Annotated in this window: 17 protein-coding genes and 2 pseudogenes; 11 read left to right on the plus strand and 8 right to left on the minus strand. The window is 39.6% G+C overall.

What is annotated here, in order from left to right:
- Window positions 1–155 precede the first annotated feature (155 nt).
- Entirely contained in the window at window positions 156–569 is a 414-nt protein-coding gene (locus AC6I2O_RS13555) for a DUF3788 domain-containing protein (protein WP_497742945.1), read from the minus strand.
- A gap of 127 nt (window positions 570–696) precedes the next feature.
- Here AC6I2O_RS13555 and AC6I2O_RS13560 point away from each other — a divergent pair.
- The 4 genes and pseudogenes from AC6I2O_RS13560 to AC6I2O_RS13575 all read left to right on the plus strand — a co-directional run.
- Window positions 697–1,841 (plus strand): IS3 family transposase gene (locus tag AC6I2O_RS13560; protein WP_497741782.1). Its coding sequence is split into 2 segments (ribosomal slippage): window positions 697–940 and window positions 940–1,841, totalling 1,146 coding nucleotides; the frame shifts between segments, so codons are not numbered across the junction.
- A 228-nt stretch (window positions 1,842–2,069) separates the two neighbouring features.
- On the plus strand, window positions 2,070–2,813 hold the full coding sequence (locus tag AC6I2O_RS13565; RefSeq protein WP_497742984.1) for a MerR family transcriptional regulator: 744 nt from the start codon (window positions 2,070–2,072) through the stop codon (window positions 2,811–2,813).
- Entirely contained in the window at window positions 2,810–3,625 is an 816-nt protein-coding gene (locus tag AC6I2O_RS13570) for an ABC transporter ATP-binding protein (protein WP_497742946.1), read from the plus strand. Before AC6I2O_RS13565 ends, AC6I2O_RS13570 begins: the two co-directional genes overlap by 4 nt.
- Window positions 3,622–4,116: pseudogene (locus AC6I2O_RS13575) on the plus strand (ABC transporter permease); the annotation flags it as partial. The gene AC6I2O_RS13570 and the pseudogene AC6I2O_RS13575, both read left to right, overlap by 4 nt.
- Window positions 4,117–4,164: 48 nt before the next feature.
- Here the strand turns inward: AC6I2O_RS13575 and AC6I2O_RS13580 are convergent.
- Window positions 4,165–5,073, minus strand: a complete 909-nt coding sequence (locus AC6I2O_RS13580) for an IS3 family transposase (protein ID WP_497741599.1) — start codon at window positions 5,071–5,073, stop codon at window positions 4,165–4,167.
- The gene (locus tag AC6I2O_RS13585; protein ID WP_120393883.1) at window positions 5,070–5,411 is read right to left on the minus strand and encodes a transposase; all 342 of its coding nucleotides are present in this window, start codon (window positions 5,409–5,411) and stop codon (window positions 5,070–5,072) included. The genes AC6I2O_RS13580 and AC6I2O_RS13585 overlap by 4 nt, the downstream gene beginning before the upstream one ends.
- A 320-nt stretch (window positions 5,412–5,731) precedes the next feature.
- Here AC6I2O_RS13585 and AC6I2O_RS13590 point away from each other — a divergent pair, with 320 nt between their 5' ends.
- The 6 genes from AC6I2O_RS13590 (at window position 5,732) to AC6I2O_RS13615 (ending at window position 9,429) form a co-directional block, all read left to right on the plus strand.
- Window positions 5,732–5,830, plus strand: coding sequence for a cysteine-rich KTR domain-containing protein (locus AC6I2O_RS13590; RefSeq protein ID WP_497742947.1), 99 nt, complete (start codon window positions 5,732–5,734; stop codon window positions 5,828–5,830).
- A gap of 98 nt (window positions 5,831–5,928) precedes the next feature.
- Window positions 5,929–6,672 carry an ABC transporter ATP-binding protein gene (locus tag AC6I2O_RS13595; protein WP_497742985.1) on the plus strand — a complete coding sequence of 248 codons (744 nt, stop codon included), beginning with the start codon at window positions 5,929–5,931 and terminating at the stop codon, window positions 6,670–6,672.
- Window positions 6,673–6,793: 121 nt separating this feature from the next.
- On the plus strand, window positions 6,794–8,218 hold the full coding sequence (locus AC6I2O_RS13600) for a permease-like membrane multi-spanning protein (protein WP_497742986.1): 1,425 nt from the start codon (window positions 6,794–6,796) through the stop codon (window positions 8,216–8,218).
- A 37-nt stretch (window positions 8,219–8,255) separates the two neighbouring features.
- Window positions 8,256–8,462, plus strand: a complete 207-nt coding sequence (locus AC6I2O_RS13605) for a DUF1648 domain-containing protein (protein WP_120393774.1) — start codon at window positions 8,256–8,258, stop codon at window positions 8,460–8,462.
- A 33-nt stretch (window positions 8,463–8,495) separates the two neighbouring features.
- A complete protein-coding gene (locus tag AC6I2O_RS13610) occupies window positions 8,496–8,795 on the plus strand; it encodes an autorepressor SdpR family transcription factor (protein WP_120393775.1) in 300 nt (99 codons plus the stop codon).
- Complete coding sequence (locus tag AC6I2O_RS13615) at window positions 8,782–9,429, plus strand: SdpI family protein (RefSeq protein ID WP_497742949.1); 648 nt, start codon at window positions 8,782–8,784, stop codon at window positions 9,427–9,429. Before AC6I2O_RS13610 ends, AC6I2O_RS13615 begins: the two co-directional genes overlap by 14 nt.
- A gap of 134 nt (window positions 9,430–9,563) precedes the next feature.
- On the opposite strand, the gene AC6I2O_RS13620 is transcribed toward AC6I2O_RS13615, so the two are convergent.
- The 4 genes from AC6I2O_RS13620 to AC6I2O_RS13635 all read right to left on the minus strand — a co-directional run bounded on the left by AC6I2O_RS13620 (window position 9,564) and on the right by AC6I2O_RS13635 (window position 14,764).
- Window positions 9,564–9,833, minus strand: a complete 270-nt coding sequence (locus tag AC6I2O_RS13620) for a hypothetical protein (protein ID WP_120393777.1) — start codon at window positions 9,831–9,833, stop codon at window positions 9,564–9,566.
- 135 nt (window positions 9,834–9,968) lie between these two features.
- Window positions 9,969–12,170 (minus strand): KAP family P-loop NTPase fold protein, encoded by a 2,202-nt coding sequence (locus AC6I2O_RS13625; RefSeq protein ID WP_497742950.1) that lies wholly within the window; start codon window positions 12,168–12,170, stop codon window positions 9,969–9,971.
- 396 nt (window positions 12,171–12,566) lie between these two features.
- Window positions 12,567–13,553, minus strand: coding sequence for a virulence RhuM family protein (locus AC6I2O_RS13630; protein ID WP_120393779.1), 987 nt, complete (start codon window positions 13,551–13,553; stop codon window positions 12,567–12,569).
- A gap of 92 nt (window positions 13,554–13,645) precedes the next feature.
- Window positions 13,646–14,764 (minus strand): Fic family protein, encoded by a 1,119-nt coding sequence (locus AC6I2O_RS13635; RefSeq protein WP_120393780.1) that lies wholly within the window; start codon window positions 14,762–14,764, stop codon window positions 13,646–13,648.
- Between the two features lie 132 nt (window positions 14,765–14,896).
- Here AC6I2O_RS13635 and AC6I2O_RS13640 point away from each other — a divergent pair.
- Window positions 14,897–15,049, plus strand: a pseudogene (locus tag AC6I2O_RS13640) (tyrosine-type recombinase/integrase); the annotation flags it as partial.
- A gap of 447 nt (window positions 15,050–15,496) precedes the next feature.
- Here the strand turns inward: AC6I2O_RS13640 and AC6I2O_RS13645 are convergent.
- Window positions 15,497–15,622, minus strand: a complete 126-nt coding sequence (locus AC6I2O_RS13645) for a putative holin-like toxin (RefSeq protein ID WP_497742952.1) — start codon at window positions 15,620–15,622, stop codon at window positions 15,497–15,499.
- Window positions 15,623–15,794 lie beyond the last annotated feature (172 nt).

Genomic DNA, 15,794 nt, shown 5'->3' on the forward strand with positions numbered 1-15,794 from the left:
TTAATATACCTCTGTAAACTGTACGTTGTCTATTTTATTTTTTGACACTCGCTACATTCTCTATCGTGAATGGAAATAATAACGCCAGATTCCGGAAAAATATATTTTTCTTTTGGCATTTTTAGTTGCTTGCCTCTTTCTATAAATATGAATTGTTATTTCCGGTTCGGTTTTCTTTTAATAGCCAACAATTTCATATAATCATCAAATTCAGCAGTATTGGTCGGTTCAAACATTACCCATTTTCCATCATGGTAGATTTTTGCCTCATCATACTGCCTACAAACAGCAGTAGAAAGAGTACTTCTTATATCTTCAAATTTTGTTCTTTCATCTTTTCCAAAGATAACCATAAAACCAACACAATTATTTTTTGCGTATAGGCAACAAAGTGTTTTTCCACCTCTGCGGTATTTATACTCGTAAGTCCAATTCTTACCACCAGTATTCCATAATCGTTCCATTTCGTATTTTTCATCAATAGCCGAACATAACTCTTGCCAAACTTCAAACAAAGATTGCCCGAGCAATTCAGTCATAATTGATTGAGACGGTATCTTTTCAAGCATTGTATCCCCTCCATTAATTGTGATTTGTTGTTTAAGTATAGCATACCATTCTGTTGTGATAAAGTAAGGTTGTAACAGAAGTGGCTAATAAGATATAATCAAAATCACAAGAAAAGAGGTACCTATTATGCCACAGAATTACACTCCCGAGTTTAAGAAAAAGATTGTCCGTCTCCGTTTGGAAGAAGGAAGAACAATCAAAAGCATCACCGCGGAGTATAACATCTCCAAAGAAACGCTGCGCCGCTGGTGCAATGAATTCAAAGAAGAATGCCGGACAAGCCCCGATACAAAAACAGAGTATGATAACATGAAGGAGATGCTTAAGCTCAAAAGAGAAAATGAGGAGCTCCGAAAGGAGAACCTGTTTCTAAAAAAAGCAGCGGCATTCTTCGCAAAAGAAATCGATTAGAGGCTTATCGGTTTATAGAAGAACATCACAGAGAATTCGGGGTCCGCTGGCTGCTAAGGCGGCTTGGCATCTGTCCGAATGCGTATTACAACTACCGGAAACACCGGAAGGCGGCTTATCATGCCCAAAAAGAAGCAGTAAAAGCGCAGATCAGGGAAATTTACCATGTGCATAACGGGGTAGCAGGATACCGGACCATGACTGTCTATCTGGCGCGCAGGGGCTGCCATTACAGCACGGTTACCGTACATAAGTACATGAATACGGAAATGAGGCTGTATTCCCTTGTCCGCCCAAAGAAACCGGGCTGCCGGCGTGAAAAACCGCACAAAATCTTTGAAAACAGGCTGCAGCAAAAGTTTTGTGCAGGCAGGGCGAATCAGAAGTGGTGTACAGATTTCACGTATCTGTTTTTGAAAAATGGAGAAGTGCGCTACAATTGCAGCATTGTTGACCTGTATGACCGGAGTGTCATTGCAAGCGAGACAGACCGCCAGATCACCAGCAGTCTTGCTATCCGGACTTTGAAGAAAGCACTGGAATCACAGTCCCGGATCAATGGAGAACTGATACTCCACAGCGATCAGGGTTCCCAGTATACGTCAAAGGCATTTGTAGAATTCTGTGAATCTGTCCATGTGACACAGAGTATGAGCAAAGCAGGATGTCCATATGACAACGCCCCTATGGAAAGATATTTCAATACATTGAAAAATGAATGTGTGAATCTGTACGATTTCCAGACAGAGGAGGCACTGTATCGGGCAGTGGAAGAATTTGCTTATGTCACGTATAATCACATCCGCCCTCACAGCTATAATGGATACCGCACCCCTTATCAGGTACGGTTTGCATCTTAAATTAAAAGCTGATTTTTTTAGTCATAAGCGTTACAAAAATGCTTGACCACAACACCCTTACCTTCCTGACATTGATATACAAGCGCAAGAACATATGGAAAGGCCCACAGAACAACTGAAACAGTCGCAAGGTATTACAATCTTCGCATAAGTAGAACGGCGGCAGGGAGAAATCTCTGCCACAAATTTTTTGAAAAAGGTCTTGTTTGTGACGTAACGTAATGAAGTATAATAGGAGTTACTGTCCGTACATTGCAATACTATGACAAAGAAGGTTTGTTATCCCCTTCGGCAGAAAGTGAAGGTGGGCGAAGACTTTATACAGATAAAGATTTAGTTATACTTCATCAAATTATATCTTTGAAATCATTGGGTTTTTCTTTGGATGATATAAAGCATCGCTTAATTTCTTTAGAAACGCCGACTGATGTAGCAACTGCCCTTACCGAACAGGCAGATAGCATACGAGAGAAAATAGAACAACTAACCGCTTCTTTGACAGCAATCGAACAGTTAAAGGAAGAAGTGTTACAAATGCAGACAGTCAATTTTAAGAAGTATGCAGATATTATTGTCAATCTGCAAATGAAAAACGACTCTTACTATCTCATTAAACGTTTTGATGATGATACGCTCGACCATATCCGTAATCGTTTTGATAAGGAAAGCGGTTTGAATTTTATGGATAGATTTAATCATTTGAGTGATGAAATTATAGAACTTCAAAAGGCAGGCGTGTCCCCTGAAAGTGAAAAATGCCAACGAGTTGTAAAAGAATATTGGGGATTAATTACAGAATTTACAAAGGGTGATATGAGCATGCTTCTAAAATTGATGGAGGTCGGAAATATTGATACCGCTGCAAATGCCTGGGAAGAAAGACAAAAAATTGTAAACGGCTATTTAGAGCCGGCTTTGCAAGTCTACTTTTCAAGACTTGGGGAAAATCCGTTTGAGGGGGTGGAAGGATGAATCGCGCAATACAAGTTCGTGGATTAAAGAAAAGCTATGACAGCAACATTGTTCTCAATGGACTGGATTTTGAAATTGAAAAGGGAGAAACTTTCGCTCTGCTCGGTGTAAATGGCGCGGGAAAAACGACAGCCCTTGAATGTATTGAGGGCTTGAGAAAATATGACAGCGGTACAATTACGGTAAACGGGAAAATGGGCATTCAGTTGCAATCATCCTCTTTACCTGCCCATATCAAACCGATGGAGGCTGTAAGATTATTTTCAAAATGGAACAGGGCAAAGATTGATTTCACTATGCTTAACGCTCTTGGCATTAAAGAAATTGAGAAAAAACAGTACATCCAACTATCTACAGGACAAAAAAGGCGATTACATCTTGCCCTTGCACTTATCGGTAATCCAGATATTATTTTTCTCGATGAGCCGACTGCGGGGCTTGATGCCCTGGGTAGGGTTTCACTTCATGAACAAATTCGTAAACTCAAGTCACAGGGGAAAACGATTGTTTTGGCAGGTCACGATATGGCAGAAGTGGAAAACCTATGTGACCGCATTGCAATTTTGAATAATGGGAATATTGCCTTTTGTGGCACAGCGACAGAATTGACAGATAAGATTGGGGAAAAGTATTTTATTCATATCAAAACGAGGCAGGGGAACAGCACTTTTGAAACAGATCATATTGAAGATACTTTGATTTCCTTGCTTAATGATTTGAAGCAAAAAGAAATTCATATATTAGATATTAAAGTTGACCGTGGTACACTTGAACAACATTTTATCGAAATGGCAGGGAGGGAAACAAAATGAACGTTTTTTTATATGGTGTTGCGTTACAGTGGAAATTGGATATACGAAGTAAGTCCCTCTTAGTTACCTGCTATATCGTTCCGCTTATTTTCTTTCTACTTATGAGCGGTATTTTTACTTCCGTTATGCCCGAAATGGGAAGTACGCTAATACAATCTATGATTGTAATGAGTGTTTCAATGGGGGCATTTATCGGATTGCCGCCGTCGTTGATTGAAACTTACGGAAGCGACATAAAAAAGGTCTATAAAGCAAACGGAGTACCTATCTATTTAGGACTTGTTACAATGTTCCTTTCCGCATTTGTTCATTTGATGATTACCTGTGTTGTGATAGTGCTACTTGCCCCTATTCTATTTGAAGCAACTTTGCCGACACAACTTCCGGTTTTCTTTCTTGCACTTGCTATATACATTATTGTGTCGTTAAGCATTGGAAGTGTTTTAGGATTGACAGTAAAAAATCAAGCGAAACTGACGATGATAGCACAATGATATTGTCAATATTGGTTGACACTTTTTTTGCAAGGATATCAATGCCTAAGCAGCAGTATCCAGAGCTTCATAATATCTCTGCCGCTTGACCATAGGAGGAAGCCCATCATTGGAAGAGCATATCCTCCTGTTGTTCCAATAACTGATGAAATATCTCCAGATGAGGGTTTTCAGTTCCTCTACTGTCATTTTTTCTGTGTCATGCCTCCCATAGATGAGTTCTTCCTTCATCCGAGCCCACATGCTCTCGCAACGGGCATTGTCATGGCAGCGTCCGCCGGCGCTGTTCATGCTCTGGAGAATGCCATACTTTGCTACTGCTCTGCGGTAGGTCTCACTGGTGTACTGAGATCCACGGTCAGAATGGATGATGGCTCCCCTGAGCGCCGGGTAAGACCGGACCGCATTGGTAAGCGTACGCTCGCATAGTACGGCTTTCATGTTTGTATCCATTGCCATGCCCAGAACTGCAGCATCGAAACAGTCAAATATGGCAGATACATAGAGTTTTCCATCTCTTGCTTTGATCTCGGTTATGTCCGTGATACATTTTTTGAGTGGTTCCCTGGACTTGAAATCCCTTTTCAGCAGGTCCTCAGATTTACGCGCCTCACGATCTGCTTTGGTGATCCCATTTGGTCTGTGTTTCGGGCGATGGCTCAGCCCGATCTCTTCCATGATGCGGTAGACAGTGCGTTCACTGGGAAGGTGGACACCTTCCGTCTGTTTTAAAAGAAGCGCCTGATACATACGGATCCGTCCGTAAGTGTCGTTGCATTCATCCTCAGACACGACTGTCCTCATGGCATCAGCTAACTGCTGGTATTTCCACGGACGGTCTTTGTCTGCCAGATATTTATAAAATCCCTGCCGGGTTACTTTCAGCATCCGGCAGTAGAAAGAAATCTTTCCCTTTATAACGCCGTCCTTGGTTTTTATGGCAAGGAACATCATTCTCTGCCTTTTGCAGACTTCCGACGGCTGGCGGCGAAAAAAGCGCTTGCCTCTTCGAGAAATTCGTTTTCCTCTTTCAGGCGGCGGATTTCCTTTTCCTGCTCCTTGACCTGTCTGCGTAGGAGAGCCAGTTCTTCTGCAAGATTCAAGGCAGTTTCCGGAGTATGTGAGCCGGAACCGACATTCAGTCTTCCCTCTCTGGCAGCCTTTGTCCACGCATATATAGTGTTTTCAGGGATACCTAACTCGGCTGCAGCTTTTGCACCGCCAAGCTCTTTTGCTAATTTTACGGCTTGGATTTTATATTCCATGTCGTATTTCCGTTGTTTTTTTGCCATTGTAGTTGCCTCCTTATTTCTCTTTGATTATACATCAAATCCTTGAGTGTAAGGTGTCAACTAAAATGATACAACATCACAATTAGTGTTTTTGCCCTCAATTATGCTTTCGGGAATTATGTTTCCCATTGAGTTTCTACCCGATTTTGGGGAAACGATAGGACTAATTTTCCCAGCCTCTTGGGGATACCGATTGATGTTGAATCATGGATTTTGCTTTGAAAATCTATGGTATCTAATCTTTATCTTTTTTGCAGCGGTAATTGTATGTGGAATAGTTTTGAAAAAACAAAAAGCAAAATAGTTTGGAGGGAAAAGTTTTGAGCAAAACACAATGGATACTTTGCCCTGTCTGCGGCAATAAAACCCGAGGACTGTTCAATGTGATTTTCAGACTAGTACTGGTGTGGTGGTATTAGCTTCTTGTATTGACATTTCTCAGACCAAGTGCTATACTACAAACAACTAATTAACTAAAAGGTTAAAAGCTGTGAAGGGGGTATTCTCTTTGTTAGAAGTGTCCGGCCTGTCTTTTCATTATCAACCTCCTGTACCTGTGCTGACCGATCTTACTTTTTCCGTATTAGATGGAGAAATCGTTGGCCTGTTAGGGAAAAACGGTGTTGGGAAAACTACAACCTTGAAGCTGATTTTGGGGTTACTACCGCTTGAAAAAGGCTCTATCTTTCTTGGTAACTACTCGCTGTATCTACATCCCATGCAATACAAGAAACAAATTAACTATGTTTCTGACAGCCACGATATATACCACAATCTTACCGGAAAGGAATATTTGAATTTTATAGCGGATATGTACGAAGTACCTTCTGAAACAAGAGTTAAAATTTATACTCCGCTGATAGAAGCGTTTCAGGTTGAAAAATATCTGAATAGCCCTATTAAAAAATTATCTCATGGGACAAAGCAAAAAATTGCTATTATAGCATCCCTGGTTAATGATCCCCTACTTTGGGTGTTAGATGAGCCAATGACGGGACTGGATGTAGAAGCTGTTCAGGTCTTAAAGGAATTGATTAAATCCAGAGCGGCTTACGGAAAATCTGTTCTATTTTCATCTCACATATTAGAAATTTGTGAGAATTTGTGTGATAAAATTGTCATCATGCAAGCTGGAACGATGAAGAAAACAATCGAGCTTCGAGATAACCCTTCCTGTATTTCTTTGGAGGATATTTATTTGGAGGTGGTTAATGATGTACCGATGGATAAAGGTTTTTCAATTAAGCAAAACAATAAGTAAGATCAATTTCACCTTTTTGAATTTTCGGTATAAGTTAAAAGCACGCCATGATACCTACTCTATTGTGCTGACTTGCTTTGTTTTAAGTATTATAGGCGTGTTCTATTACTACTATTTTCAAATGCTTGGGCAGCTTTATGATGGACTTTCCGAGCTGGGGTTGGGAGCTTTGTTTTGTCGGCTTGCACTGTTTGTAGTGGCGATGATACTCTCGATAGTGAGCGCCTTCCTACTGATAAATATTTTTTGCTTTTCAAAGGATATAGAACACTTACTGCTATTTCCAGTGAGGCCATGCGACATTTTTACAAGTAAGTACATTACAGTAATCTTGTTTTGCTATGGGATTGAAATTTTACTGCTGCTTCCTGTGTGTATAATCCAAACCCAATACATGGGAGACATTTCTGCGATAATTACATATATCTCTGCGGCAGCGATACTTCCTCATATTGTTGTGTTCCCTTTGTCGGTTCTTGTGACAATATGCCTGAAAATTGCCATGCTTCTTAAACGTACGAGAACAATGCTGGTAGTCACAGGAATCATAGTGTATTTTGCAGGCAGCGTGATCGGCGTTCTATTATCAAATGGGCAAATAGGCGCAGAACGAGACTTATTGAACTGGGTTAATGATTTTATTGTACCATTCCCGTTCTATAATGCGTATATCCATTTTCATCCCGGACTAAAGCTATTCTGCATCATACTTGCTGCTGTGTTTATGGGCGTATACTACTATTTGAGTAAGCTTGTGATCGGAAAGAAATATGCCATTTATGATAAAGAGGGACGGATTCGCTTAAAGGCGATGAAATACAACTCGTCGTCAAAGCTGAGAAGCTATTTTAAGAAAGAGTATCAAACTTTTTTCCGTAATCCGGTGTATGTCATAAACGGATTGTTTGGGATTTTTATTACCCCCTTTTTATTGCCGCTGTCTTTTCGGATTAGTACAACCGCAGAGAGTATAGAACAAATAAGAGCCTTGGTATCAGCCCCGGAATTTTCCTTTTATGCGGTACTGTTTGCACTTGCGGTAATTGTACTTACATCCGCGATCAATATAGTGGCTTCAAGCAGTTTTTCCAGAGAGGGGGCAAGTTTTTGGATAACGAAGATCATTCCATATTCATTAAAGCAGCAAGCGTTTGTGAAAGCCCTGTTTTCTACAAGTATCTCGATTATGGGGATTATCATAAATTGTTTAATATTCAAGGTTTACTTTAACTATGGTTTTATCCAGATTGGAGTAATCTCTTTCGTTGGCATATTATTTGCAGCGTTATGGAACTTGATCGGAGTATTTATCGACATGAAACGTCCAAAATTGGAATGGACAAATGAAACAGAAGCAATCAAGCAAAATGTGAATGTGGTTTTGTCTATTTTGCTTTGTATCGCAATTTCAATAGGGTATTTCTTTGCGGTAGCAAAAATGCTTCAGAACGGATTCGCTGCCGGAAGCATTATAACCTTTCTATTGTGCAGTGTATGTATTCTAATTTTACTTTTGTGTAAAGGAATTGCGTCTCATCAAGAGTAATCTTTCAAAATATGTCAATCAAAAGGAGGAAGAGGCTATGAGTAAGAAGAAAATCATCCCTGCGATGCTATTGATTGGAACCTTTGTCATATTGTTTGTGGCAACATTTTTCCTTCCAGACAAGATACCCTTCCATTTTGATGTGAATGGAGAAGCAGGCTGGTATGCAAGTAACTATTTTCTCCTGCTGCTTACACCTGTTCCGTATTTGATTTACCATCAATTTACACACAAGAAAAAATGAATACAGTATTATGTGGAAAGGAGATTTGTTTAGATGACTACTGTGTTCAAAGCTCTATCTGATGATACCAGACGACAGATCCTAAAGCTGCTCGCAAATGGTGATATGACGGCGAAGGAAATTTGTGAAAACTTTACGATTTCAAAGCCTGCTATATCAAAACACCTTGATATTTTGAAAGAAGCAAGGTTAGTGACAGGCGAACGGACGGGGATGTCCGTTACTTATTCCCTTAATGCTTCTGTATTGCAAACAACTTTAGGCGCATTTTTGGAGTTTTTTGATACAAATAAATCGACAGGAAAAGAGGGAAACGAGAATGAAACTATATAGAAGTCTGAATATGATATTCTTGATTATATTCATTATAGGGACAGCCTTATGCTTTAAATACCTTCCCAGCGAAATACCTTTGTTTATGCAAAGCCCTCCCCGTTGGGTTTTTATTGGGATTTGTTTTGTTATTTTGCTTGCGTTATCTATTGCAGCCTTTTTTCCTCACAAAATCTCCAAAAACGACAATGAAGTGAGAAATGATATTACTCTAACTGTAATTAACCTCTTTGGACTTGGAATTTTTCTTTTCTATTTTGTCACGATAGCTAAGTATTGCGGTTTGCAAATGAATTACATGAAAGGCATTGTGCTTATCGTGGGGGGCTTAATGGTATTAGTCGGAAATTTTTTACCGCAAATGCCTTATCGCAGCCAGATTGGGTTTAAATTGCCTTGGATTCTAAAAGATAAACTATGTTGGCAAAAAACGCATAGATTTGCTGGGTACACGGCAATTCCTTTTGGGCTTATTCAGTGTTTGCTTCCTTTGTTTGTGCAAAACAACAATCTTGTCTTTTTGCTGGGAATTGGTATTTGGATTATAATTGTGTGTATTTATTCACTGATTACTTTTTATCAGAACAGGAGAAATTTTGGTAAGTATAAGCCATCAGACAGTAGCGGTAAGTAATAATATACAGTTTGGCTAATCTTTTATTCTTGCTGTTCAATATACCGAAAGAGAAAAACAGAACAAAATAAAATTTCTATTACTATGCGATTATCGAAAGAAGGTGTAATTATGAGAAATTAGCCGTGCTGGTTTTAGAGGATTCTGGCAGGCAAATCGGTGCAAACTCTTTGCTCTGCTTTCCTCCAATCAAAAGAAAGACCTGGCTCAGTTTGTTCGTGACTATGAGGCTGGCGATATTCCGGCTGATTTCCCATATACAACGCTCTTTCGAGGTCGGTATCATATTCGGCCGCATCCCCATCCCCCCAAAAGAGCGCCTTTTCTATTTTACAAAAAGCTATCTGCTCAACGGGATAAAAAGAGTGGCTAAGCTGGCTGGGCTGGAGCCGATCAGGGTTCATGATCTTCGGCACCCGTATGTCAAGCCCACGACAAAAAAATATGAAAACAGCAATTGCAAAAATATTTCTTTATGCTTACAATTGCTGTTCATACCCTCATGGAAATAGGTGACAAATGAAGCTAATACAAAATCTTTACGACTGAATTGTACTGATGATCTTTTGAAGTTCCTCGTTAATTATCTCTTCTGCAACGAAGCCTTCTGTTTGGCTGGTTTCTTTGCTTCTTCTCACTGCAATAAGAAAGGCAACAACATCCTTCTTGGTTTCTTTTGAAAGAAGCAAAAATTCATGAGTTGTTACAAATACATTCATACGCGAATAGGTGTCCTCTACATCAATAAATTCACTGAGAGTTTCCTTATTTACTTGGCGTGTTTCTACAACTAGCCTGGCTGCTGTTTTTCCGCGAGAGGTACAATAGCTGATAACTTTTGCAAGCGATGTATCATCTGTAACAAGCGTTTCTTTGATGTGTTTTACAAGTTCTTCGTCAAATTGGCTCAGCATCCACAAAAAATTTAGCCCTCCATATTGTGACAGAGCCGCACCTGAATCTATTGCATTGATACATCGCGACTTAAACACAGACTCAAGTTTTAAAAGCTCGTCTAATAAAATCGCTTGTTTATCTTCATTCGGAGCCTTATCGGTATAGCGCCCATGCGTTATTTCAAAATCCCGCAAAAGCAACGCTAATATTGATGGTTCGACCATTTTATCTTCAAATATGCCTCGCAGAAATGAAAAACGCTCCACCATATCAATTGCTTCCAGCAAAGGATCTACGCAAAACAGCAATCTCCATGCAAATGGAATGGTAAAAAACCCTTTTTCCTCAACTTCAAAAGAGCTCCACATCCGGCAAAGACATCGTATTAAAATTGCAGCTCTTTCAGAAGGGATATTTTTCGAATCACCTTTGTTCGCATACGCTTCAATTTCTTCTAGCAATCGAATAATTTTTCCATCCTGGTATAATTGGGTAATGTATGTTACAAGTTCTTTTTCACTTGCTTCATATATAAGTTTTCTCATAGTTGCAGTTGAAATTGCATCATCTTCAAGAGAGAGGGAAAAATAGCGATCAAAGCATTCCGGAACAGCAATATTACAATTGATCAAAAAATTCCTATGATCGTAATAGCGACCAAAAGAATAGGTGCTTCCCAACGCCGCTTCCATTTTTGGAAATAGAATCCCAAGAATACTTGTGGCTGCTTCTTCATTCGCAGCAATCCCCTCTGAGAAAATATGACTAACAGCTTTCTTGATTTTCTCTTCATCAATTTTTTGACGATCATATGAGTAACTGCCAATTGAACCACATAGCATATCTTTGTAATTATTCAGAGTGGAGTAGATAGCCGGTTCAAATACTTGAAGACACGTCAGACCGAGGAGATCGACAGGATCGGTCTCACCTTGCAATAGCTGATATTTCAAGTAAAATACATTTGAATATCGAATAACATCCCGAATGGATTTAATATAATTTTTTACTCCATACTGGAATAATTCTGCCCATGTTGCTTTGTCCCATCGGTTATCCGGTATATCTCCAAGTATCCCATTGAGCTTTGAAAAAAGAGCATCATGAATACTTTCCATACTCGGCGCAGGTATTTCAAATGGAACCTGTATAACTTTTTCAAGGTATTCTCGTCCATCTCCGTGTTGCACTGTGCCAAGCGCACGCACCACAACATCATAATCAAAAGCAAGTAAATATACCGCGTTTGGGAAATCTGCTAGTGCTTTTACCAACTGAAAAACAGCGATAATCTCTTCTTCTGAAAGTCGGTCAATATCATCTATAGAGACAATTATTTTTAAATTCTCCTTAACCATTGTGCGGATAATCTCATCTTTTTGTCCCTGCATATCGTTACTCTTTCGGTTCATGCGCTTTCTTGCCTTGGTGGTAAACATTTTACCTGCTGCTGCAATTGCGGCTCCTGCATATGGGATAAGACTGGCTGCATCAAAAATATCCGCATATTGATCGACCAATTCACACACAGTATCTGCCGTAGGTTTTTTCATTTTTATTGCGCTTGCTAACTGTTTAAAGAATTGGGTAATAAGTTGTTTTGGATCAGAACAGAGCCAGGGATTAAACCTTAATATGACCACATCTGTACTACTGCGTTCTATTTGCTCTATTACCATATTTAGTAATGAAGTCTTTCCGCTTCCCCATGCGCCATACAGACCCACAGTAAAGGAAGTAGGAAAAGCTGATTGCAATATAACATTGGCAAGGCTTTTTACAAACGATTCTCGATTTAGTTTATCTTCAGAAGATTTCATAATGGGAAGATCCGGACTGATCATTAATACCACCTCACAATATCTGAATAATTTATATCAGTTAACTTCGATAGCTTTCACTCTCTATAAAATTCTGCATCTCTATCCATCTGACTTTCAAGTAAAGTCACAAGTATATAAGGTAATTCCATAGTGCTGCCTCCTGTCATAATATTTCGGAAAAGGCTCTGCTTTCATTACACCTCACTGTAATTCAAAACTTCTCCAGCCAATTCACTTCAACCTTTTGCCCCTCACTCACAGCACTGCTCTCAATATTGATATTTCACAGCATTTGTTTGAATGCCAAACGGTCGAAGTTGGAGCCACTGTGATTGGTGCCAATATAAACTTGGCTGATAAATAATTCATGCTCTGTAACCCACCTTTCTGCTTGCGTCAGATTAGGCAAAATCATTTTTAATCTTCCAACTCTTGTAATTCTTCTATACTTTCAAGAAAATGGCATTCCACCGGAGAAAGGATATCCTCCTGCTTTTTCCGATATTTGTCGTATTCTCCATGCGCCTTTTCAAGAGCCTGTTTATGAGTAACTCTTCCTTTTGTAGTTAAAATATCCCTTCTTGTCATTTTCAGATAGTCGTCAATTGTTCCCAGCCAGTCTTTCATATACATTGGTTCTTGATTCAAGGCATGGACTTCCGCAATATCTAAATACGCCGTAACGATTTTATTTAACGCATCTATTTCTTTTTCGCTTAAATAATTCTTTGCAACCTCTACATCAGAACGTTTAATCTCTCTTCCGACCCACGATGTTAATCCCATATTGTCCTTATCTGCATCTGCCCGCTGATAGATTACTTCTGCCGCTGTGTGCTTATGAGCCGCCCAGTGCATTTTATTTTGTACCTGCTTAAAAAATTTAATCGAACTCTCTGCTTTTGGGTCATAATCAATACTTGTTGCATATATTTCCAGAACTTTTCTCCAAAACACTTTTTCAGAAGAACGAATATCACGGATACGAGCTAACAATTCATCAAAATAGTTTCCGCCACCAAGATTCTTAAGTCGATCATCATCTAATGCGAACCCTTTTTTCATATATTCCTTCAAAATAGAAGCAGCCCATATTCTAAACTGTGTTCCTCTCAGGGATTTTACCCGATAACCAACGGAAATAATAACATCTAAATTATAGAAATCCACCTGATAGGTCTTACCGTCAGAAGCAGTGTAGGCAAATTTTGCCCAAACTGCTTCTTTTGTCAATTCTCCTTCTTTAAAAATATTTCTTACATGTTTTCCAATTACACTTTTATCCCGTTGAAATAATTCGGCCATCTGATCTATGGAGAGCCAAACCGTATCATGGTCAAATGTAACTTCTATTTTTGTGACTCCATCTTCTGTAGTGTACATGATGATATTTGATTGTGTCATTGTGCCCTCCAAATATTAGATAATAGATGCCTGAAATTCAGGAATAACCAGTCGGTAACTTAATCTTATCGAATATTCCCTGAAAACGAACATTATTCTTGTATAAAAAGAGATGTAAGAGAAGCATACTCCCAAATACGATTCCTCACGTTATCGTTTTTTTGAATGACGATACCATTCTCGCTCAATACGTGCACAGCCATTGATATTGAATTGAACGAACTTCCCAGCTGCTTTGCAGCATGGGAAATGCTAGTCACAGGAAAGAACTTAAGGTAATCATATACGATCCAAACGCTCTTAGGCAGCAATCGTATATCTTTTAAATGTTTTTTATCTTTGGCCACAATAGCTTCATACTGTATCAGCAACTGAGCTGATCTTTTTGCAGATTTGCCTACAGCGTCTACAAAGAACTTAATCCAACGAATATAACCACCACTGTATTGCGTTGTTTGTAACAAGTCAAAATATTCATTCTTATTATGGTAAAAGTATTCAGATAAGCATATCAACAGTAATGGTTCGTTTGCGATATCACGAAGTGCCATCTGGACTATTATTCGCCCAACGATACCATTGTATCGCTCGAATGGATGTATCATTTCAAATTGATAATGAACTAAAGCTGCCTTTATCAATGGGTCAGTGTCTTTGTCATTATATAAATAGGCAGAAATATCTGCTAGCGCTGGCAAAACTGCGTCAGGGGCTGTAGGGTTGTAAGATTTGAGATTCGTCCTGACCCCCAACAAAAAAGTCTGCTTGTCCCTAATATCAACTGGCTTACTAACTACATCACCATATAATGCAATTCCGCAAAGTTCACTTAGAACTGGAGCTGAAATTGTCCTATCTATCGCTTTATTGTATGCCAGTTTGAGATTAGTAATTGATGCAATATCGTTTTTACCACTCCCACGACTGGCAAGTACATCGTGAAAAGTGAGAGTATCGTAATCAATCATTCGGGAATATGTGCATTCTTTTAATAGCATTAATTCGACAAACGCTTCTCTATTTGGGGCATACTTAAAAAGTCCCTTTAAAAATCCAATATTTCGATGAGTTTCAATTAGCAAGGCGGATAGTTCATCGTCCATTTTATACATATCCCCATGCATCAGAGGACGTGGGGTAAATGTGTAATATTTAAAATTATCTATGCTACCATCAATATGTTCAATGTAATCTCCAGTATAAGGAATCATCTCATATACCTCAATAGTAAAAATCTATTTTCAGTATATCATTAATATTGAAATAAATGAAATACAATTTATTGAGTTTATTTCAAAAATCAAAGAAATAGTGCAATATAAATTCAAAAGCAAGTTTCATGACTTAGGCACTCCCTTGCTTCCATACTGATAGAAATGGGATTTAATATCCTGATGATCTCCCAGCGTTTGGGGCATGAAAAAGTAGAAACCACTTGGCGGACGTATGCCCACCTGTATCCGGATAAAGAAAAGATGCTGGCAACACAGCTGGATACGGTCAAAATCCATGGCCTGACCGCAAATATATCCGTTGAGGACCAGCTTCTCAAATTCATCCAGCAGTTCCAGAACCATATCCAGGACCAGCCGGCGCTTATCGATATCAGCAACGAACAGATCTTCCGGTGGAATCCTGAGACAAAAGAAAAGGAGCTTGTCACCCAGGAAGAGTTTGAGTACGAAGCGGAACTGGATGAGAACATCGAAGGGAAACTGGCTGTAGCAGAAATTTTCCAGGCCGGGTACCTGGAGATCTGCGGCGTTGTGTACTGCCTGGCCAGCCGGGGGCTTCCAATGAAATATCTTTAGGCACTTGCAAAATACAAACACATGCTATATAATGTACATAGAAAGAGCACCCACTCCAAAGTGGATGCTCCCGAAAAGGCTTATTTACCTCTCAGTGAGAGGCGCCCATTCCGTTGGCCGACGGGGTGGGCATTATTTTTTTCGCTTGTTTTTTCTATCTCTGTCGAGAAAGGCAAGCAACGCAACTACCAGACTACCAAAGGACATCAGCAGAGCCAATATCCCGATGAAAATCGTAATGATTTCATAGGCCGTCATGTGCGCCACCTCCCTTCCTATGTATTCCGGCACGCCGGTTTTCATAAACCCGGGAGGCTACCACCCTGTCATGGGTACTCTTCCATGCGGGCATTATAGCAGAGATTTGTCGAATTTGCAACCGGGCTTTTGGGTTCCTGGCTCTATGCTGGCTCTGACGGAATAATGTCAT

The organism is Blautia sp. St.27G3 (genome assembly GCF_059728505.1).